Origin of the sequence: Streptomyces sp. NPDC005925 (assembly GCF_040638805.1) — a bacterium.
GTDB lineage: Bacteria > Actinomycetota > Actinomycetes > Streptomycetales > Streptomycetaceae > Streptomyces.
In genome coordinates, this window is record NZ_JBEXVL010000012.1 from 1 (window position 1) to 19,847 (window position 19,847).

Sequence of the window (19,847 nt, forward strand, 5' to 3'; positions counted from 1 at the left end):
CCCGGTTACATTCCGAACCCGGAAGCTAAGCCTTACAGCGCCGATGGTACTGCAGGGGGGACCCTGTGGGAGAGTAGGACACCGCCGAACAAATAGTAGAGCTCTGGCTCTTGGGTCTCAGATCCGGGAGCCAGAGCTTTTTTGCGTTGCGGTAAGGTCAGGAAGCAACATTCGTACGTTTCCCACAGGAGGCTCCCGGGTGGAGGTCCAGGAGACCCGCGTCCAGACAGACCGGGTGCTCACCATCCCGAACATCCTCAGCATGGCGAGGCTGGTCGGCGTACCGCTGTTTCTGTGGCTGATTCTCCGGCCCGAGTTCGGCGGGCCGAAGAGTGACGGCTGGGCGCTTCTGGTGCTCATGCTCAGCGGGATCAGTGACTACCTGGACGGCAAGCTTGCACGGCAGTGGAACCAGATCAGCAGCCTCGGTCGGCTTCTGGATCCTGCCGCCGACCGGCTCTACATTCTCTCCACTCTGGTTGGCCTCACGTGGCGCGAGATTCTGCCGCTTTGGCTGACGGCCGTGCTCCTGGCGCGGGAACTGGTTCTTCTGGTGATGGTCGGTGTCCTGCGCCGGCACGGCTATCCGCCGCCGCAGGTGAACTTCCTGGGTAAGGCCGCGACCTTCAACCTGATGTACGCCTTCCCGCTGCTGTTGCTCAGCGACGGAAGTGGGTGGATCGCGTCACTTGCTGCTGTTCTCGGATGGGCGTTCGCCGGATGGGGTACAACCCTGTACTGGTGGGCAGGAGTTCTCTACATGGTGCAAGTCCGCCGGCTGGTCCGGGCGGATGCCATGGCCGATTGAACCCGTGTATCTGTGAGGCCGTTGCGGCCGGATGGCCCGCGAATGAAAAGTGCGGCACAATTTGAGCGGGTGAAGTCGGTCAGACCGTCGTCTCTTCGAGGAGGACGCTTCCGACATGAAGGCCGTCGTGATGGCCGGAGGCGAAGGCACGCGCCTTCGTCCCATGACCTCAAGCATGCCCAAGCCGCTCCTGCCGGTGGCGAACCGGCCAATCATGGAGCACGTTCTGCGGCTACTCAAAAGGCATGGGCTGAATGAGACCGTCGTCACCGTCCAGTTCTTGGCCTCACTGGTCAAGAACTACTTCGGTGACGGTGAAGAGCTCGGTATGGAGCTCAGCTATGCCAATGAGGAGAAGCCACTCGGTACCGCCGGAAGCGTGAAAAACGCCGAAGAGGCGTTGAAGGACGATGCGTTCCTCGTCATCTCCGGCGATGCCCTGACCGACTTCGACCTCACCGACCTCGTCAAATTTCACAAGGAAAAGGGAGCGCTCGTCACGGTCTGCCTGACGCGTGTGCCGAACCCGCTGGAGTTCGGTATCACCATCGTGGACGACGAGGGAAAGGTGGAACGCTTCCTTGAGAAGCCGACCTGGGGACAGGTCTTCTCGGACACCGTGAACACGGGCATTTACGTGATGGAGCCCGAGGTCTTCGACTACGTCGAGCCCGACGTGCCCGTCGACTGGTCCGGTGACGTCTTCCCGCAGTTGATGAAGGAAGGCAAGCCGATCTACGGCTATGTCGCCGAGGGCTACTGGGAGGACGTCGGTACACACGAGAGCTACGTCAAGGCTCAGGCCGACGTGCTCGAGGGCAAGGTCGACGTCGACATCGACGGCTTCGAGATCTCCCCCGGTGTCTGGGTGGCGGAAGGTGCCGAGGTGCATCCCGATGCCGTGCTCCGCGGGCCGCTCTACATCGGTGACTACGCCAAAGTGGAATCCGGCGCGGAGATCCGGGAACACACCGTCGTGGGCTCGAACGTCGTGGTGAAGAGCGGCGCCTTCCTGCACAGGGCCGTCGTGCACGACAACGTGTACGTCGGGCCGCACAGCAACCTCCGGGGCTGTGTCGTCGGTAAGAACACCGACATCATGCGCGCCGCACGGATCGAGGACGGCGCCGTCATCGGCGACGAGTGCCTGATCGGTGAAGAATCGATCGTTCAGGGCAATGTGCGTGTCTACCCCTTCAAGACGATCGAGGCCGGGGCCTTCGTCAACACCTCGGTGATCTGGGAGTCCAGGGGACAGGCGCACCTCTTCGGCGCCCGTGGCGTCTCCGGCATCCTCAACGTCGAGATCACGCCGGAGCTGGCCGTGCGCCTGGCCGGCGCGTACGCGACCACTCTCAAGAAGGGGTCCACCGTCACGACCGCGCGCGACCACTCCCGTGGCGCCCGTGCGCTCAAGCGCGCGGTGATCTCCGCCCTGCAGGCCAGCGCCATCGACGTACGCGACCTGGAGAACGTACCGCTGCCCGTGGCGCGGCAGCAGACCGCGCGGGGCAGTGCCGGCGGGATCATGATCCGGACGACGCCCGGGGTGCCGGACTCCGTGGACATCATGTTCTTCGACGGGCAGGGCGCGGATCTCTCCCAGGGCAGCCAGCGCAAGCTGGACCGCGTGTTCGCGCGGCAGGAGTACCGGCGTGCCTTCCCGGGCGAGATCGGTGACCTGCACTTCCCCGCGAGCGTCTTCGACTCGTACACCGGGTCGCTGCTGCGGAACGTGGACATCTCCGGGATCGCCGAGTCCGGGCTCAAGGTCGTCGTCGACGCGTCCAACGGCAGTTCCGGGCTGGTGCTGCCCAGCCTGCTGGGCAAGCTGGGTGTCGATTCGCTGACGATCAACCCGGGGCTGGACGAGTCCAGGCCCACCGAATCGGCCGACATGCGCCGGGCGGGGCTGGTGCGACTCGGCGAGATCGTGGCGTCCTCCCGCGCGGCCTTCGGGGTGCGGTTCGACCCGGTCGGTGAGCGGCTGTCCCTCGTGGACGAGAAGGGCCGGATCATCGAGGACGACCGGGCCCTGCTGGTGCTGCTGGACCTCGTGGCCGCCGAGCGGCGCAGCGGACGGGTGGCGCTGCCCGTGACCACGACCCGGATCGCCGAGCAGGTGGCCGCGTACCACGGTACCCAGGTCGAGTGGACCACGACCTCGCCCGACGACCTCACGCGCGTCGGACGCGAGGAAGGGACCATCTTCGGGGGTGACGGCAAGGGTGGTTTCATCGTCCCGGAGTTCAGCGGCGTCTATGACGGCACGGCGGCATTCGTACGGCTCATCGGGCTGGTGGCCCGGACGCAGCTCACGCTCAGCCAGATCGACGCGCGAATCCCGCGGGCGCACGTCCTGAAGCGGGACCTGGCGACCCCCTGGGCAGTGAAGGGTCTGGTGATGCGCCGGGTCGTCGAGGCGGCCGGGGACCGCTTCGTGGACACCACGGACGGCGTGCGGGTCGTGGAGGCCGACGGGCGCTGGGTCATGGTGCTGCCCGATCCGGCCGAGGCGGTCACGCACCTGTGGGCCGAAGGGCCCGACGACGCCTCCGCACAGGCCCTGCTCGACGAGTGGGCGGCCGTCGTGGACAGCGCAGGACGGTAGAAAAGACCTGCACGAGTGCGTGCCGGACAAGCGCCCCCAAGAGGGCCTGTCCGGCACGCCGATGGGGCCATTCGGAGGTAGCGGCCCCCACATGCGACGATGTGCGGCATGCCGCAGCAACCCCCCGTTCGGAGCACCCCCACGCGGCCCCGGCGCCCGGACGCGTCCATGTCGTTGCTGACCAACGTCATGGACCACAGCCTCGACGACGGATACGCCGAGGCCGCGGCACGGAAGCAGGCCGCCGGTGGCGGGGGCATGCCGAAGACCCTCAGGGCGAAGCTGGGCCTCGCGGCGGGGCTGGTCCTCGCGGCGCTCGTCGTGACCGTGGGCGCGGCCCAGGCGCGTGTGGCGGCGCCCGCGGTGGCCAAGGAGCGCGAAGAGCTGATCGACCGCATCGACCGGGAGACCGCGACGGCCGACAACCTCGAGGAGTCCATCGACACGCTCCGCGACGAGGTCGGTACGCGCCAGCGCGAGGCACTGAGGGACAGCGGCGGCGACCGGTCCACGCTGGTCGGCATCCTGTCGGGCGCGGTCGCGGTGCACGGTCCCGGGGTGAAGCTCGTCGTGAACGACGCGAAGGACACCACGACGGGCGGTGACGGCAACCCGCGCCGTACCACCGGTTTCTCCGACACCGGCCGGATCCGCGACCGGGACATGCAGCGCGTGGTCAACGGTCTGTGGGGGTCGGGCGCGGAGGCCGTCTCCATCAACGGGCAGCGGCTCACGGCACTGTCGGCGATCAGGGCGGCGGGTGACGCCATACTGGTCGACAACCGGCCACTGGTGCCGCCGTACACGGTGCTGGCGGTGGGGGACGGCAAGCGGCTCGGCAACAGGTTCCAGAACAGCGTGGACGGCCTGTACCTGCACGCCCTCCAGGAGAACTACGGCATCAGGACCGCCATCTCCGTGGAGGACGACCTCCGGCTGCCCGCCGCGCCGCGTGTGATCGTACGTTCCGCACAGCCGATAACCGAGAAGGGCACATCGTGATCGCCGTACTGGGCCTCGTCCTGGGAGTCGTGGCCGGCCTGTTGGTCCGGCCGGAGGTTCCGGCGGTCGTCGAGCCGTACCTGCCGATCGCCGTGGTCGCGGCGCTCGACGCCGTCTTCGGCGGTCTGCGGGCCATGCTCGACGGCATCTTCGACGACAAGGTCTTCGTGGTGTCGTTCCTGTCCAACGTGGTCGTCGCCGCGCTGATCGTGTTCCTGGGCGACAAGTTGGGCGTGGGCGCGCAGCTGTCCACCGGCGTCGTGGTCGTGCTCGGGATCCGGATCTTCTCCAACGCCGCGGCGATCCGCCGGCACGTGTTCCGGGCGTGACGCCGATGAGTGACAAGGACGACACGAACGAGAACAGGCTCCGCAAGGAGCTCCCGCAGGAGGTGCCCGTGGCGAGCGAGCCCGAGGCCACGGATCCGCCCGAGGAGGAGGAGCCTGCGCCGAGCGGTCGGCAGCGGCTGGCCGGCAGTCTGTGGCCGCCGCGGGCCTCACGGGCGCAACTCATCGTGGCGCTGCTGCTGTTCGGTCTGGGCTTCGGCCTGGCCGTGCAGGTGGCCTCGAACAGCGGGGGCGACAGTGCGCTGCGCGGCGCGCGTCAGGCGGATCTGGTGCGCATCCTCGATGAACTCGACGACCGCACACAGCGTCTTGAAGACGAGAAGCAGGGACTCGAGAAGCAGCGCGACGAGCTGGAGAGCAGTTCGGACCAGGCCGAGGAGGCCCGTCGGCAGACGATCGAGAAGGAAAGGCAACTCGGTGTGCTGGCGGGCACCGTGGCAGCGCAGGGGCCCGGCGTCACCATGACCATCGGGGACACGAGGGGGACGGTCCAGGCGAACATGCTGCTCGACGCCGTTCAGGAGCTGCGCGCGGCGGGGGCCGAGGCGATCCAGGTGAACGACGTGCGAGTGGTCGCCGGGACCTTCCTCACGGACTCCGGGGGTGGAGTGAGCGTCGACGGGAACAAGATCAACGCGCCTTATCGTTTCAAGGTCATCGGCAAGCCGCAGGACCTCGAGCCGGCGCTCAACATCCCTGGAGGCGTGGTGCAGACTCTGGAGAACAAACAGGCCACCGTCACGATCGAGCGGTCGAGCAAGATCGTCGTGGATGCCTTGCGAGCGGCGAAGCGGCCTGACTACGCTCGGTCGTCCTCCCGGTGAAGCGGGGGTGCATGGCAGCCGTCGGCCGGGGGCATGAGGTTGCGGGGGGTCGGCGCACCAATCGAGTGGTGCGTGGTGGAAACTGTTTGGCGGATACGGACGTTGTGAAGGTGTCCGGGTCGGCCGGTGTAGGCAATCAGGGTTCGTCCTGCCCCACGGGCGGGTCTGTTTCGGTCAAGGGGAATCGCCCGTGAAGTTGTTTGCGAAGTTGTTCGGCAAGAGCGCGCGAGAAGGCGGCGAGAACGCCACCGCTCGTCATCGCGCACAGCCTGACGCAGAAGGGCAGCGTCCGCTGTTCCGGGACCAGGTGGCTGGCCCGGACGGTGGCCTTTCCGGTGGTCAGGGCGCGCCGTCTGTTGACCCTGCGCAGTCCGGCGGCATAGGTTTCGGCCAACCGTCGACCTCGAGTACGGGTGGAGGGTTTTCCGGAGACCCGTACGCGTCCCATGCCCCGCAGGGGCAGCCGCAGGAGGATCCGTCCATGTCGGCCCTGGTGTGCACGAGGTGCGGTAATCGCAACGCCGAGAACAGCCGCTTCTGCTCCAACTGCGGCGCTCCCCTGAGGCCCGCCGCGGCGCCGGAGCGACCGTCGGAGACCACGTCCACGATCTCCATTTCCGGCCTCGAGGCCTACGACTCCGAGACCACCGGCCAGACGGCCGTGCCGGCACTCTCTCCCGAGGCGCAGGCCGCAGTCGACGCGCTGCCGCTGGGTTCCGCGCTGCTGGTGGTGCGCCGCGGTCCGAACTCGGGCAGCCGCTTCCTCCTGGACAGCGACCTGACCACGGCCGGCCGTCACCCGCAGAGCGACATCTTCCTGGACGACGTCACGGTCTCCCGCAGCCACGTGGAGTTCCGGCGTGGTCCGGACGGCTCGTTCACGGTGGCGGACGTGGGCAGCCTGAACGGTACGTACGTCAACCGGGAGCGGATCGACCAGGTGGCCCTGTCGAACGGTGACGAGGTGCAGATCGGCAAGTACCGGCTGGTGTTCTACGCGAGCCAGCAGGGTTACTGACCCGTCCCGGACCAGGTCCGGGGGACCCCCGAGGGAAGGTCCATGCGGCAAACACGGAGCGGCGGTGCCGGGCACGGTGCCGCCGCCACGGACAGCGGGCTGATGAGCATCGGCACGGTGCTGAACGTGCTGCTCGACGAGTTTCCCGAAGTGACCATCTCCAAGATCCGTTTCCTGGAGTCGGAGGGGCTCGTCGAGCCGCAGCGGACCCCGTCGGGGTACCGCAAGTTCAGCGACGGCGATGTCGAGCGTCTCGGCCATGTCCTGAGGATGCAGCGGGACCACTATCTGCCGCTCAAGGTGATTCGCGAGTACCTGGACGCCTTGGAGCGCGGTGAGGCCGTGGAGCTGCCGGCCCTGGGGCGTCATCGCGAGGCTGAGGGCGAGCCGGAGCCCCTGGCGGGGCAGGAGCCCACCGCGGCACGCATCGGGCGTGACGAGCTGCTCGCCGCCGCCGGGATCGATGAGCAGGAACTGAGGGAGTGGGAGTCGTACGGGCTCCTGGCGCCGCTGCCGGACGGGGCGTACGTCGCGGAGTCGGCGACCGTGGCGTCGCTGGTCGTGGAACTCGGGCGGTTCGGGATCGAGCCGCGGCATCTGCGGGCGGTGAAGGCCGCCGCCGACCGTGAGGCCGGGCTGGTGGAGCAGGTGGTGGCGCCGCTGAAACGACACCGCAATCCGCAGACCAGGGCACACGCCGAAGCCCGGTCCAAAGAGCTGGCAGGGCTGACCGTGCGGCTGCATGCCGCGCTGGTGCAGATGTCGCTCGGTGTGCGGCTGCCCTGAGCGGTCGGCGGGCCCCGGATCGGCCAACCGTTCCCGGCCCGACTACCCAAACGTCGTGGGCACGGCCTAGGGTTGCTGTGTGAACGAGCTCGATGTCGTAGGTGTCCGGGTCGAAATGCCCTCCAACCAACCGATCGTGCTGCTGCGTGAAGTGGGAGGCGACCGTCACCTCCCGATCTGGATCGGTCCGGGGGAGGCGACGGCGATCGCTTTCGCTCAGCAGGGCATGGCTCCTCCCCGGCCGCTGACCCACGACCTGTTCAAGGACGTGCTGGAGGCCCTCGGCCAGGAGCTCACGGAAGTCCGCATCACGGATCTGCGTGACGGCGTTTTCTACGCGGAGCTGGTGTTCGCCGGCGGTGTCGAGGTCAGTGCCCGTCCGTCCGACGCCATAGCGCTGGCGCTGCGCACGGGGACGCCGATCTACGGCAGTGACACGGTGCTCGACGACGCGGGTGTCGCGATCCCGGACGAGCAGGAGGACGAGGTGGAGAAGTTCCGCGAATTCCTCGACCAGATCTCGCCGGAGGACTTCGGCTCCAGCAACCAGTGAGGTCGTGTGTGGCATGCGCCGATGGCGACGGGGAGTGTCCGTTCCGTGCCCTGTTCTGAGCGCATTCGGCTAGCCTTTCCCCGCGGTGGGGCACGGGAAACCACTCTTAGGGTGATTATCACTCGGCGTGCCGAGTGTGGCGATCGTTGACGCACCCCCGGTGACTGCCTACCGTCGAGAGGGCAGGTCAAGGGACGGAGGTCGGCGTGAGAAGCAGCGGCGACGGTACGGTTGGGGGCGCTCCCGGACGCAGTCCCGGGCCCGGCGGTCCGTACCCTCCACCCACCCCTCGGCTTCTCTCGAGCGGGGGGTCACCCCATCAAAGCAGCGCCGATCACGCTCCGCAGCGACCGACGGGCGTACCGAGCAGCGGAGGGGCGACGTCCATGACGTCCGAGCAGATCGGCTATCGCGGTCCGACGGCATGTGCGGCTGCCGGCATCACCTACCGGCAGCTCGACTACTGGGCCCGTACCGGCCTGGTCGAGCCGAGTGTCCGGCCCGCACACGGGTCGGGAACGCAGCGGTTGTACAGCTTCCGGGACGTCGTCGTCCTGAAGATCGTCAAGCGGTTCCTGGACACCGGGGTGTCCCTGCAGAACATCCGCACCACCGTCCACCATCTGCGCGCGCAGGGCTTTCGCGACCTGGAGCGCATGACGCTGATGAGCGACGGCGCCACCGTCTACGAGTGCACCTCGCCCGACGAGGTGCACGCCCTGCTCCAAGGCGGTCAGGGCATCTTCGGTATCGCCGTCGGTGTGGTGTGGCGGGACGTCGAGAGCGTGCTGTCGCAACTGCACGGAGAGCGCATCGACACCGGCGAGACCCTCGTCGGTCACAACCCGGCGGACGAGCTGGCCCGGCGGCGCAACCGGGCCGTCTGAGTCCCGTCCCCCGCGCCGGGGTCTTTGTCAGTGGCGTAAGGCAGCATCGGAACTGTGAGAGCCGCGCCCACGATCCTCCATCTCGACATGGACGCCTTCTTCGCCTCGGTGGAGCAGGCGTCCAAGCCGAGCCTGCGCGGGAAAGCCGTGATCGTGGGCGGCCTCGGCCCGCGCGGAGTGGTCGCCACCTGTTCCTACGAGGCCCGGGTCTTCGGAGTGCATTCGGCGATGCCCATGGCGCAGGCCCGGCGGCTCGCGCCGAACGCCGCGTATCTCGTGCCGCGCTTCGGCTTCTACCGGACGATCAGCGAGCAGGTCATGGAGCTGCTGCGGGCCTTGTCGCCGCTGGTGGAGCCGCTCAGCCTGGACGAGGCGTTCGTGGACCTGGAGGCCCGGGGAGTCGCCTGGGACGAGCCTTCGGCGCGGCTTGCCGGGGCGCGGCTGCGGACTGACATCCGGGCCGTCACGGGTCTCACCGGGTCGGTGGGTCTGGCCGCCTCCAAAATGCTCGCGAAGATCGCCTCCGAGCAGGCCAAGCCCGACGGGCTCGTGGTGATCGAGCCGGGAAGCGAGCGGGCCCTGCTCGCCCCGCTGCCGGTGCGGACCCTGCCGGGCGTGGGGCCGGCGACCGGCGACCATCTGCGGCGGGCCGGCATCCACACGGTGGACGAGCTCGCCGAGGCGGGTGAGGACGAGCTCGTACGGCTGCTGGGCAGGGCACACGGGCATGCGCTGTACGCGATGGCGCTGGCGCACGACGAGCGGCCCGTGGTCGCCGAGCGGGAGACGAAGTCGGTGTCGGTCGAGGACACCTACGACGTCGACATCCACGACCGGACACGGGTCGGACTCGAAGTGCAACGGCTGGCCGAACGGTGCGTGCGGCGGCTGCGTGGTGCCGGGCTCTCCGGGCGGACGATCGTGCTGAAGGTGCGGCGCTACGACTTCTCGACGCTGACCCGGTCCGAGACGCTTCGCGGGCCCACCGACGATCCCACGGTGGTGCGGGAGGCGGCTGCCCGGCTGCTGGAGGCCGTGGACACCACGGGCGGGGTCCGGCTGCTCGGCGTCGGGGTGAGCGGCCTCGCCGACTACACGCAGGAGGACCTGTTCGCGCAGGTGGCGGGGGAGCACGCCGAAGAGCTCGACGAGGAGCGCGAGGACGACGGGCCCGCCGAGGAACAGCGGGTGCCCGCCGAGCGGCACTGGCCCGCGGGCCACGACGTGCGGCACGCCGAGTACGGGCACGGGTGGGTGCAGGGGAGCGGGCTCGGGCGGGTCACCGTGCGGTTCGAGACACCCGACTCGGGGCCCGGGCGGGTGCGTACCTTCCGGACCGATGATCCCGGCCTGGAGGCGGTGGAGCCGCTGCCGCTCGTGGGGCGAAGACCCGGGGGCGGCGAGTGGGCATCGGCGAGTGGCGGGCAGGCCGGGGAGCAGGGCTGAGGCGGCATCGCCGCCGGCAACACCCTGGTGTGGATCCCCGCCCCCAGTAGGTGGTGCCTGGCGACGCTGAACCGTGGGGTGGGAAGCGTCTGGCTCGGGGTGCGGGCGGGCGCGCACTTTCCGGACCGATGATCCCGGGCTGGGGGTGGTGGAGCTGCTGCCGCTCGTCGGGCGAAGACCCGGGGGCGGCGAGGGGGCGTCGGCGAGTGGCGGGCAGGCCGGAAGCAGGGTGAGGCGGGCGATGGAACCGTGCGGGTTCGAGACCGCCCGACTCGGGGCCTGCGCGGGTGCGTACGTTCCCGCGGTGGTGAGGGTGACGTGGAGGCGGTGGAGCCGCTGCCGTTGCCGGGCGAAGAGCCGGAGCCGACGGTGATGGGTCCCCGCGAGAAGTGGGTACGCCGGGGAGCCGGGCCCACGGCCGGAGGACAGCGCGGGGCTCAGGCGTCCTCGGTGCCGGCCAGCTTGCCGAAGTCGTGGTCCGGGACGGAGGGAGGGGAGGCGGTGCCGAGACCGTAGTGGTGGTAGAGCTGGAGTTCCTGCTCGGGGGAGAGGTGGCGGCCGACGCCGAAATCCGGGGCGCCCTTGATCAGCGCCCGGTCGAAGGGCACACGCAGGGTGCCCTCCACCAGCTCGCTGGGCTCCAGGGGGACGAAGGCGTCCCGGCCGAACAGGCCCGTGCGTATCGCCGCCCACTCGGGCTCGCCGGTCGCGTCGTCCAGGTAGATCTCGTCCACCGTGCCGATCCTGCTGCCGGTGCGGTCGACGGCCTTGCGGCCGATCAAGTTGCGCGGATCGATGTCGGTCTGCACGGGCCCTCCACGTGGTCGCAGCTCATCCCTGAGTACAACAAAAGAGCACATCGGAGCCCGCGGCCACTCGAAGGTCTGTGCGTTGACCTCGCTGGTAGGCTGGCAATGGCTGCTGACCCCGTGCGGGAGAGTCCTCCGAACTCCACCGGAGGCGCCGAAGGAGCAAATCCTCCCCGGAATCTCTCAGGCTCACGTACCGCACGGACGAGGTCACTCTGGAAAGCAGGGCGGACGTCGACGGCTTCCGCTCTCACCGACGGTGAAAGCCGGGCGTCCCTCGGGCGGCCCGGTGAAGCTCTCAGGTCGAGATGACAGAGGGGGAGGCCGTCCGGGTACCCGCGCCGTGGTGCCCCCCGAAGGTCGTCAGACCAGGAGGCCTCCGCAATGACCGCCCATCGCATCCCGCTCTCCGAGCTCGAACAGGCAATCCCCTTCGAGCAGCGCCACATCGGCCCCGACCACGAGGCACGGGCCAAGATGCTCGCCCAGGTCGGCTACGGCTCGCTGGACGAGCTGACGGCCGCCGCGGTCCCGGACGTGATCAGGAACACCGAGGCGCTGGACCTGCCGGGTGCCCGTTCCGAGGCCGAGGTGCTGGCCGAGCTGCGCGCCCTCGCCGACCGCAACCAGGTCCTCGGCTCCATGATCGGGCTGGGCTACTACGGTACGTTCACGCCGCCCGTGATCCTGCGGAACGTGATGGAGAACCCGGCCTGGTACACGGCGTACACGCCCTACCAGCCGGAGATCTCCCAGGGCCGCCTCGAAGCCCTGCTGAACTTCCAGACCGTGGTCGCCGACCTGACCGGTCTGCCGACCTCGGGCGCCTCCCTGCTGGACGAGGGCACGGCCGCCGCCGAGGCGATGGCGCTGTCGCGGCGCATGGGCAAGAACAAGAAGGGCCTGTTCCTGGTCGACGCGGACGCCCTGCCGCAGACCGTCGCCGTCATCCAGACGCGCGCGGAGCCGGCCGGCGTCGAGGTCGTCGTCGCCGACCTGAGCGACGGCATCCCGGCCGAAGTCGCCGAGCAGGAGATCAACGGCGTACTGATCCAGTACCCGGGCGCGTCCGGCGCCGTACGCGACATCAAGCCCCTCATCGACCGGGCGCACGAGCTCGGCGCGCTCGTCACGGTCGCCGCCGACCTGCTGGCGCTGACCCTGCTGAAGTCCCCGGGCGAGCTCGGCGCGGACATCGCGATCGGCACCACGCAGCGCTTCGGCGTGCCCATGGGCTTCGGCGGGCCGCACGCCGGCTACATGGCCGTACAGGAGAAGATGGCGCGCAGCCTGCCCGGGCGGCTGGTCGGCGTGTCCGTCGACGCCGACGGCAACAGGGCGTACCGGCTCGCGCTGCAGACCCGTGAGCAGCACATCCGCCGGGAGAAGGCCACCAGCAACATCTGCACCGCGCAGGTGCTGCTCGCCGTCATGGCCGGCATGTACGCCGTCTACCACGGCCCCGACGGGCTGCGTGCCATCGCCCGTCGCACCCACCGGTACGCCACGATCCTCGCCGCGGGCCTCGCGGCGGGCGGCGCCGAGGTCGTGCACGGCGGCTACTTCGACACGGTGACCGTGCGCGTCGAGGGCCGGGCCGCCCAGGCAGTCGCGGCCGCCCGCGACAACGGGGTGAACCTGCGCCTGGTCGACGCCGACCACGTCTCCATGGCCTGCGACGAGACCACCACGCGTGCGCAGATCGCCGCCGTATGGGCGGCCTTCGGTGTCGACGGCGACGTCGGGGAGCTCGACGCGACCGCCGAGGACACGCTGCCCGGGGCCCTGCTGCGCACCGACGCGTTCCTCACGCACCCGGTGTTCCACCAGCACCGCTCCGAGACCGCGATGCTGCGCTACCTGCGCCGGCTCGGCGACCGTGACTACGCGCTCGACCGCGGCATGATCCCGCTGGGCTCCTGCACCATGAAGCTCAACGCGACCACGGAGATGGAGCCGGTCACCTGGCCGGAGTTCGGCGCGCTGCATCCCCTCGCACCCGCCGAGCAGGCCCAGGGCTACCTCACGCTCATCCACGAGCTGGAGGACCGTCTCGCCGAGGTCACCGGCTACGACAAGGTCTCCCTCCAGCCGAACGCCGGCTCCCAGGGCGAGCTGGCCGGTCTGCTCGCCGTCCGCGGCTACCACCGCGCCAACGGCGACGAGCAGCGCACCGTGTGCCTGATCCCGTCCTCCGCGCACGGCACGAACGCCGCGAGCGCCGCCATGGCCGGGATGAAGGTCGTCGTCGTGAAGACCGCCGGGGACGGCGAGATCGACATCGAGGACCTGCGGGCCAGGATCGAGCAGTACCGCGACGAGCTCGCCGTGCTGATGATCACGTACCCGTCGACGCACGGCGTCTTCGAGGAGCACGTCGCCGACATCTGCGGGCGGGTGCACGACGCGGGCGGCCAGGTGTACGTGGACGGCGCCAACCTCAACGCCCTGGTGGGCCTGGCCAAGCCCGGCCACTTCGGCGGCGACGTCTCCCACCTGAACCTGCACAAGACGTTCTGCATCCCGCACGGCGGCGGCGGTCCCGGCGTCGGCCCGGTCGCCGTACGGTCGCACCTCGCGCCGTACCTGCCGAACCACCCGCTGCAGCCCGAGGCCGGTCCTGAGACGGGCGTGGGCCCGGTCTCGTCGGCGCCCTGGGGGTCGGCGGGCATCCTGCCGATCTCGTGGGCGTACGTCCGGCTGATGGGCGGCGAGGGCCTCAAGCGGGCCACGCAGATCGCCGTGCTCTCCGCCAACTACATCGCCAAGCGCCTCGAGCCGCACTACCCGGTGCTCTACACCGGCCCGGGCGGGCTCGTCGCGCACGAGTGCATCATCGACCTGCGCCCGCTGACCAAGGCGACCGGCGTCAGCGTGGACGACGTCGCCAAGCGGCTCATCGACTACGGTTTCCACGCGCCGACGATGTCCTTCCCGGTCGCCGGGACGCTCATGATCGAGCCGACCGAGTCCGAGGACCTCACCGAGCTGGACCGGTTCTGCGAGGCGATGATCGCCATACGCGCGGAGATCGAGAAGGTCGGCTCCGGCGAGTGGCCCGCCGAGGACAACCCGCTGCGGGGCGCCCCGCACACCGCCGCCGCGCTCGGCGGGGACTGGGACCACGCCTACAGCCGCGAGGACGCCGTGTTCCCGGGCGACGTGACGGCCGCGGACAAGTACTGGCCGCCGGTGCGACGCATCGACCAGGCCTTCGGCGACCGGAACCTGGTCTGCTCCTGCCCGCCGCTGGACGCGTACGAGGACTGACGGCTTCGACGCGCCCCGACGGTGCGACGAGTGAGGGGGCGCCGCCCGGCCGGGTGGCGCCCCTGGCCTGTGTCGCACGCCGGACCCGCGTGCCTCTGCGCCGCTCAGGTGTGCCACGCCGCCCGCTCGGGGAAAGGGCCGCGTGGTGTGCGGGCGCGTCGCTCAGGCCGGGTACGCGTGCGTCTGCGTCGCCTTCACCGTGGCCCACACCGGTGCACCCGGGTGCAGGTCCAGCTCGGCCGCCGCGACCGTCGTCAGGTCGGCGGCGAGGGACAGCTCACCGGTCAGGCCCGCCCGGATCTGGTCGCCGTGGGAGTCCAGGCCCGCGACCTCGCAGCGCCACAGGTTGCGCGCGCTGGAGCCGGCGGGCCGCTCCCGGTACAGGGTCACGGCGCCCGGCGGGAACGCCACGAACACCGGGCCGGACAGGTCCTCCGACGTGGTGACGGACGGGCCCGCGTCCAGCAGGACGGTGTGGCCGTCGGCCCGCCCGCGGTACAGGTTCAGGCCGACGAGCTGGGCGATGTAGTCGGTACGGGGGTGCCGCGCGATGTCCGACGGAGTGCCTTCCTGGACCACGTGACCGTCCTCGATCACGACGAGCCGGTCGGCCAGCACCATGGCGTCCAGCGGGTCGTGCGTGACGAGGAGGGCCACCGCCTCGAACTCCGCCAGGTGGCGGCGCAGCCGGGCGCGCACCTCGAGGCGGGTGCGCGCGTCCAGGGCCGCCAGCGGCTCGTCGAGCAGCAGCAGACGGGGCCGGGTGGCCAGGGCGCGGGCGAGCGCGACGCGCTGTGCCTGCCCGCCGGACAGCCGGCGGGGCTTGATACCCGCGTACTCGGCGAGGCCCATGCGCTCCAGCCACCGGGCGGCCCGCGCCCTGGCCTCCGCCCTGCCGGCGCCCCGGCAGCGCGGCCCGAAGGCCACGTTGTCCAGGGCGGTGAGGTGCGGGAAGAGCAGGTAGTCCTGGAAGACGACGCCGACCGGGCGGGACTCGGGGGGCGTGCGGTCGAGGTCGGTGCCGTCCAGTCGCAGACGGCCGTCGCTGAGCGGGGTGAGACCGGCGAGGGCGCGCAGGGCGGTGGACTTGCCCGCGCCGTTCGGGCCGAGCAGGGCGACGACGTCACCGGGGGCCGCGGTCAGCGTCACGTCGAGCCGGAACCCCTCGCGGTCCACGACGAGGTGGGCGTCGAGCCCTTGAGGACTGGGGGTTCCCGTGCGGGTCGCGCGGGGGGTGCCCGTTCCGGTCATGACGGTGTCATCCATCGGTCGCGCAGGCCCGCCAGGACCGCGATCGAGACCGCGAGCAGGACCAGGCTGAGGGCGATGGCCGCCGCAGGGTCGTTCTGCAGGGCGAGGTACACCGCGAGCGGCATGGTCTGGGTGCGGCCGGGAAAGTTGCCGGCGAAGGTGATCGTCGCCCCGAACTCGCCCAGCGCCCGCGCCCACGCCAGGACGGCACCCGCGGCGACACCGGGCGCTATCAGCGGCAGCGTGACCCGGCGGAACGCCGTGAACCGGGACGCGCCGAGCGTGGTGGCCGCCTCCTCGTAGCGCGGGTCGGCGGCCCGCAGGGTGCCCTCCACGCTGATGACGAGGAACGGCAGTGCCACGAACGTCTCCGCGACGACCACGCCGGCCGTGGTGAAGGGCAGCGTGATGCCGAACCACGCGTCCAGCCACTGCCCGACGAGTCCGCCCCGGCCGAGCGCGAGCAGCAGGGCCACACCGCCCACCACCGGGGGCAGCACCAGCGGCAGGGTCACCAGCGCCCGTACGAGGCCGCGGCCGGGGAAGTCGGTGCGGGCCAGCAGCCAGGCCAGCGGCACCCCGACGACCAGGCTGAGCGCGGTTGCCGCCGTGGCGCACACCAGCGACAGGCGCAGCGCCTCCCAGACCGCCACGCCGGTCAGCTGCCGCGGGAGGCTGCGCCAGGGGGCGCGCACCAGCAGGGCGATCAGCGGCAGCAGCAGGAACGCCAGGCCCGCGAGCGCCGGTACCAGGATGGGGAGCGGGACCCCGCGCCGTACGGGCCGGCGCGCACCGCTCCGGGTGTCGGCCGGGGTCCCGGTCCCGGGGGTGCGGCCCCGCGGGGGTGTGGAGGAGGGCTTCACGGCCGGAGGAATCCCGCCTCGAGAAGCACCTTCTGTCCTTCGGCGGACCTGGCGAGGGCGATGAAGGCCTTCGCCGCCGTCGGGTTGGGCGCGTTCCTGAGCAGGGCGAGGGGACAGTCGTTGACGGCCTCGGCGGACTCGGGGAACTGCACGCCGTCCACCTTGTCACCCGCGGCCAGCACGTCGGTCCTGTACACGACGGCGGCGTCCGCTTCCTTCAGCGCGACCTTCGTCAGGGCGCTCTTGACGTCCTGCTCGTACGAGACCGGCGTGAGCTTCAGCCCGTCCACGTTCAGCGCCTTCCGCGCGGCGGCCCCGCAGGGCACCGAGGTGGCGCACAGGACGACCTTGAGGTCGGGCCGGGTGAGGTCCTTGAGGGAGGTGATGTGGTCGGGGTTGCCGGGAAGGGTGGCGATTTCGAGCTGGTTGCGGGCGAAGGGGGCCGCGGTGCCCGCCACGTCCTCGTGGTCGGTGACGATCCGCATCGTCCTGGTGCTGGCGGCGGCGAAGACGTCGGCCGGCGCGCCGCTGGTGATACCGGCGGCCAGCGAGTCGCTGCCGCCGAAGCTGAAGGTGACCTCCGTGCCGGGATGCGCTTTCTCGAACCGCTCGCCCAGGATCGTGAAGCTCTCCTTCAGGGAGGCGGCGGCGAAGACGGTGACCGGCCCGGAGATCCCTCCCCCGGGCGAGCCGGACGAGTCGGAGGCCGTCGGCCCCGCGGGGGAGCAGGCACCGAGCGCCAGCAGCGCGACGGCTGCCGCCCCGCCCGTCCGCAGGGCGCGGGCACGGCGGGTCCGGCACGCGGATCGGATCGTCACAGGGCCACTCCACCTTCGTCCCGGCGGGGCTCCTCGGGACGCCGAGGACCACCACTTCGTCACGACGAGGATACTTCCGCAGATGCGAGGTGGAAGCCCCTTGCCGTCTTGCATGAGCGACGGTACGGCTGTCCCCGGGCCCGCATGTGCGTCCATACGGAGACGGTGGTGGCGCTCGGCTTCGCCGGGTACGCGGCCGCCGGTCAGACGCGGTCGATGTGTACGTTCGTCGACTTCACGCGGGCCGTGGCCTCCATGCCGACCTCCAGGCCGAGTTCCTCGACGGCCTCGCGCGTGAGCAGGGAGACGAGTCGGTGCGGGCCGGCCTGCACCTCGACCTGCGCGGCGACGTCCCCGAGCTTGATCGCGGTGACGATGCCGGGGAAGGCGTTGCGTACGGAGGTGTACGGGGTGTCCTCCTCGGTGCCGCCCTTGGCGAGCTCGACGGAGAACGCGGCCAGGTCCCGTCCGTCGATGAGCCGCCGCCCGCTGTCGTCGCGGTGGGTGGCCATCCGGCCGGCGTCCGCCCAGCGGCGCGCGGTGTCGGGGCTGACGCCGAGCAGCCGCGCCGCCTGGCCGATTGTGTAGGACTGCATGCGGTCACGATAGAGGGGCGGGCCGGGCCGGTTGCGCGTGAGCGGGGCGAGGTGCCGTCGAGAGGCAGGCGCGTGGTGGTGAGCGCGGCGCCCGGTGACGGAACGCGGGACGGGTGACGCGAGAGACGGACGATCGCGAAGCTACGGCCGAGTGCGCATACCGCATGCGGCGCTACCGTCGGTGACACGGCCCGGACATGCGTCAGGGCCGGTTCGCGGAGGTGCGGACCGGCCCCTCATGTTCTGCGGACGGTGCGTGCGCCGCCCGTGGTGCTCTTGCCCGAGGTCTCTCAGACGGCGGTCGCGACCCGGCGGACGTCCGGCCGGTGCGGGGCGATGATCTGGCCGTCGGGCAGGAGTTCACCGGTGTCCTCGAAGAGCACGACGCCGTTGCACAGCAGGCTCCATCCCTGTTCCGGGTGGTGCGCCGCGAGGCGGGCGGACTCCCGGTCGGCGGAGTGGGCTGACGGGCAGGGCGGCTGGTGCTGGCACATTGGTTGGGTCTCTCGTCGTGTGTCGGTTGAGTGTGCTGTCGTTTTTGTCCTGCGGCGTGAAGACTCGCTCATGGCCGCCCCCCGTGGTGACAGTCGGTCGGATCCCAGTGTTGCCCCACGGACGTGATTCCGCAGGGATTTCGCGGCACCGCTTCTCATAGGTTCATGACGCATCACCCGCCCGAGCGGTTCAGTCCAATTGCACTGCCACATCGGATGGTTCGCCATGGCCGGTTGGGGCTAGTCCGGTCGGAGGTGCGGACCTCGATCCGCTCGTACGTGCATGCTGGCGCTCGTGAGAGCAGGGTGGTGCGTGCACGTGTGCGTGTGCGATGACGCGCACGGGGGCCGGTGCGCGTCGCGCGGCCGCCGGAGTGATGCCGACGGTCCCGCTGGAGACAGCAACGTACCCCGCCGCGCGGAATCCGGCGACGGGGTACGCGGTGTCTTCTCACACCGGACCGTCCGGCGGTCCGTCGGGCCACCGCCCGCCACCGGCGCTGTGCCCCGGCAATGGGCGGCCGGCCGACGCGGCGGGCGCCTTGTGGTGAGGCGGGCGCCTCGTGGCGGTCAGGCCGTCGGGCGGAGCAGCCGCGAGGGCGTGGCGCGGCTCGTCAGTATCGGGAGCAGGTCGGCGACCCGGTACGGGCGGTGGGCCGCGATGCCGGGCGGTGCGGGTGCCAGCGGGATCAGCAGGTCACCCGGGGCGGGATGGCCGGCGCCCGGGTCGGCCGTGCAGTCGCCGTGCAGCCACAGCGTGAGCATGTACAGGCTCGGCAGCGACAGGAGCCGCGGCTGGTAGGGCTGCGGCACGGTCTCGGCCTGCCGCAGTGCCAGCTCGGTGGAGGTGACGTACGGGCCCTCGAAGAAGTGCGCGAAGGCCCAGCCGTCGGGGGTCAGGGTGGTCTCCGCGGCGGCCACGGCGCGCTCACCGCAGCGGATGAGGAAGCGCCACCCGGCCAGTCTGGTGGCCGTGACGCCCTCGGCGGTGATCCGATCGAGGACGTGCACCGGCAGCGGCAGTTCGGGAGTGGCCGGGGCCTCGGCGTTGCGCAGCGCCGGGGTCGGGACCTCGCTGAGCGCGGTGGGCGAGCCGAGCGCGGTCAGAACGGTGTGCACGGCGGGCGCGGGAGCCGGGGAAACATGCAGCGGCATGATGGGTCGCCTCTCATGAGAAGGCACGGTGGCGCGAGGGCGGAGGGCGGACGACGCTGTCAGCACGAGGAAGTCAGAGAGGCAGGGGCCGGGTCTGTGCGTGGGTGCTGAATGAGGACCGCCGCACATCGTCCTGGCGGCAGCATCCCGCGACCGTGGGCGCCAACCTTCTGCCTTGTGCGCGGAGTTTATACGACGCGTGTTCAGCCAGTGTTTCGACTAGCCGTTTTGATGTTGTGAATCAAGGGTACATTCGGACGACGATTAGCGAAAAATATGCCGATTCCCGCGTCGTCGTGCGACGTTGAC

General features: G+C 70.5%; 18 protein-coding genes, 1 rRNA gene and 1 riboswitch. Of the genes, 12 read left to right on the forward strand and 7 right to left on the reverse strand.

Annotated features, from left to right (window positions below):
• The 11 genes from rrf to ABZ354_RS16475 all read left to right on the forward strand — a co-directional run.
• A 5S ribosomal RNA gene (gene rrf / locus ABZ354_RS16425) occupies positions 1 to 90 on the forward strand; the annotation flags it as partial.
• 109 nt (positions 91 to 199) lie between these two features.
• Positions 200 to 808, forward strand: coding sequence for a CDP-alcohol phosphatidyltransferase family protein (locus ABZ354_RS16430; protein WP_358657200.1), 609 nt, complete (start codon positions 200 to 202; stop codon positions 806 to 808).
• A 115-nt stretch (positions 809 to 923) separates the two neighbouring features.
• Entirely contained in the window at positions 924 to 3,419 is a 2,496-nt protein-coding gene (locus ABZ354_RS16435) for a mannose-1-phosphate guanyltransferase (RefSeq protein ID WP_358657202.1), read from the forward strand.
• Positions 3,420 to 3,527: 108 nt separating this feature from the next.
• Positions 3,528 to 4,421, forward strand: a complete 894-nt coding sequence (locus ABZ354_RS16440; protein ID WP_358657204.1) for a DUF881 domain-containing protein — start codon at positions 3,528 to 3,530, stop codon at positions 4,419 to 4,421.
• Entirely contained in the window at positions 4,418 to 4,750 is a 333-nt protein-coding gene (locus tag ABZ354_RS16445; RefSeq protein WP_009343209.1) for a small basic family protein, read from the forward strand. Before ABZ354_RS16440 ends, ABZ354_RS16445 begins: the two co-directional genes overlap by 4 nt.
• Before the next feature lie 5 nt (positions 4,751 to 4,755).
• A complete protein-coding gene (locus ABZ354_RS16450; RefSeq protein WP_358657206.1) occupies positions 4,756 to 5,592 on the forward strand; it encodes a DUF881 domain-containing protein in 837 nt (278 codons plus the stop codon).
• A 190-nt stretch (positions 5,593 to 5,782) separates the two neighbouring features.
• Positions 5,783 to 6,610, forward strand: a complete 828-nt coding sequence (locus tag ABZ354_RS16455; protein WP_358657208.1) for an FHA domain-containing protein — start codon at positions 5,783 to 5,785, stop codon at positions 6,608 to 6,610.
• Positions 6,611 to 6,652: 42 nt separating this feature from the next.
• On the forward strand, positions 6,653 to 7,396 hold the full coding sequence (locus tag ABZ354_RS16460; protein WP_358657210.1) for a MerR family transcriptional regulator: 744 nt from the start codon (positions 6,653 to 6,655) through the stop codon (positions 7,394 to 7,396).
• A 79-nt stretch (positions 7,397 to 7,475) separates the two neighbouring features.
• Complete coding sequence (locus ABZ354_RS16465) at positions 7,476 to 7,949, forward strand: bifunctional nuclease family protein (RefSeq protein WP_358657212.1); 474 nt, start codon at positions 7,476 to 7,478, stop codon at positions 7,947 to 7,949.
• A gap of 206 nt (positions 7,950 to 8,155) precedes the next feature.
• Positions 8,156 to 8,836 carry a MerR family transcriptional regulator gene (locus ABZ354_RS16470; protein WP_358657214.1) on the forward strand — a complete coding sequence of 227 codons (681 nt, stop codon included), beginning with the start codon at positions 8,156 to 8,158 and terminating at the stop codon, positions 8,834 to 8,836.
• A gap of 54 nt (positions 8,837 to 8,890) precedes the next feature.
• Positions 8,891 to 10,282: a DNA polymerase IV gene (locus ABZ354_RS16475; protein WP_358657216.1), complete on the forward strand. Its 1,392-nt coding sequence runs from the start codon at positions 8,891 to 8,893 to the stop codon at positions 10,280 to 10,282.
• A gap of 437 nt (positions 10,283 to 10,719) precedes the next feature.
• On the opposite strand, the gene ABZ354_RS16480 is transcribed toward ABZ354_RS16475, so the two are convergent.
• Positions 10,720 to 11,091, reverse strand: a complete 372-nt coding sequence (locus ABZ354_RS16480) for a PRC-barrel domain-containing protein (protein WP_358657218.1) — start codon at positions 11,089 to 11,091, stop codon at positions 10,720 to 10,722.
• Between the two features lie 113 nt (positions 11,092 to 11,204).
• Positions 11,205 to 11,300: riboswitch (glycine riboswitch) on the forward strand.
• 175 nt (positions 11,301 to 11,475) lie between these two features.
• On the opposite strand from ABZ354_RS16480, the gene gcvP reads away from it, so the two are divergent.
• A complete protein-coding gene (gene gcvP / locus ABZ354_RS16485) occupies positions 11,476 to 14,361 on the forward strand; it encodes an aminomethyl-transferring glycine dehydrogenase (RefSeq protein ID WP_358657220.1) in 2,886 nt (961 codons plus the stop codon).
• 162 nt (positions 14,362 to 14,523) lie between these two features.
• On the opposite strand, the gene ABZ354_RS16490 is transcribed toward gcvP, so the two are convergent.
• The 6 genes from ABZ354_RS16490 to ABZ354_RS16515 all read right to left on the reverse strand — a co-directional run bounded on the left by ABZ354_RS16490 (position 14,524) and on the right by ABZ354_RS16515 (position 19,538).
• On the reverse strand, positions 14,524 to 15,612 hold the full coding sequence (locus ABZ354_RS16490) for an ABC transporter ATP-binding protein (protein WP_358657222.1): 1,089 nt from the start codon (positions 15,610 to 15,612) through the stop codon (positions 14,524 to 14,526).
• Positions 15,609 to 16,367: a molybdate ABC transporter permease subunit gene (gene modB, locus ABZ354_RS16495; RefSeq protein ID WP_358657488.1), complete on the reverse strand. Its 759-nt coding sequence runs from the start codon at positions 16,365 to 16,367 to the stop codon at positions 15,609 to 15,611. Before modB ends, ABZ354_RS16490 begins: the two co-directional genes overlap by 4 nt.
• A gap of 104 nt (positions 16,368 to 16,471) precedes the next feature.
• Positions 16,472 to 17,293 carry a molybdate ABC transporter substrate-binding protein gene (gene modA / locus ABZ354_RS16500; RefSeq protein WP_358657224.1) on the reverse strand — a complete coding sequence of 274 codons (822 nt, stop codon included), beginning with the start codon at positions 17,291 to 17,293 and terminating at the stop codon, positions 16,472 to 16,474.
• A gap of 203 nt (positions 17,294 to 17,496) precedes the next feature.
• Positions 17,497 to 17,889 (reverse strand): helix-turn-helix transcriptional regulator, encoded by a 393-nt coding sequence (locus tag ABZ354_RS16505; protein ID WP_358657226.1) that lies wholly within the window; start codon positions 17,887 to 17,889, stop codon positions 17,497 to 17,499.
• 290 nt (positions 17,890 to 18,179) lie between these two features.
• A complete protein-coding gene (locus ABZ354_RS16510; protein ID WP_358657227.1) occupies positions 18,180 to 18,383 on the reverse strand; it encodes a DUF5999 family protein in 204 nt (67 codons plus the stop codon).
• Between the two features lie 570 nt (positions 18,384 to 18,953).
• Positions 18,954 to 19,538: a hypothetical protein gene (locus tag ABZ354_RS16515; protein WP_358657229.1), complete on the reverse strand. Its 585-nt coding sequence runs from the start codon at positions 19,536 to 19,538 to the stop codon at positions 18,954 to 18,956.
• Positions 19,539 to 19,847 lie beyond the last annotated feature (309 nt).

Bases quoted from the DNA above. Each gene is read 5' to 3' on its own strand.
- ABZ354_RS16435 (WP_358657202.1), top strand. From the start codon at position 924: ATGAAGGCCGTCGTGATGGCCGGAGGCGAAGGCACGCGCCTTCGTCCC.
- ABZ354_RS16440 (WP_358657204.1), top strand. From the start codon at position 3,528: ATGCCGCAGCAACCCCCCGTTCGGAGCACCCCCACGCGGCCCCGGCGC.
- ABZ354_RS16450 (WP_358657206.1), top strand. From the start codon at position 4,756: ATGAGTGACAAGGACGACACGAACGAGAACAGGCTCCGCAAGGAGCTC.
- ABZ354_RS16460 (WP_358657210.1), top strand. From the start codon at position 6,653: ATGCGGCAAACACGGAGCGGCGGTGCCGGGCACGGTGCCGCCGCCACG.
- gcvP (WP_358657220.1), top strand. From the start codon at position 11,476: ATGACCGCCCATCGCATCCCGCTCTCCGAGCTCGAACAGGCAATCCCC.
- ABZ354_RS16490 (WP_358657222.1), bottom strand. From the start codon at position 15,612: ATGACCGGAACGGGCACCCCCCGCGCGACCCGCACGGGAACCCCCAGT.
- ABZ354_RS16505 (WP_358657226.1), bottom strand. From the start codon at position 17,889: ATGCAGTCCTACACAATCGGCCAGGCGGCGCGGCTGCTCGGCGTCAGC.
- ABZ354_RS16510 (WP_358657227.1), bottom strand. From the start codon at position 18,383: ATGTGCCAGCACCAGCCGCCCTGCCCGTCAGCCCACTCCGCCGACCGG.
- ABZ354_RS16515 (WP_358657229.1), bottom strand. From the start codon at position 19,538: ATGCCGCTGCATGTTTCCCCGGCTCCCGCGCCCGCCGTGCACACCGTT.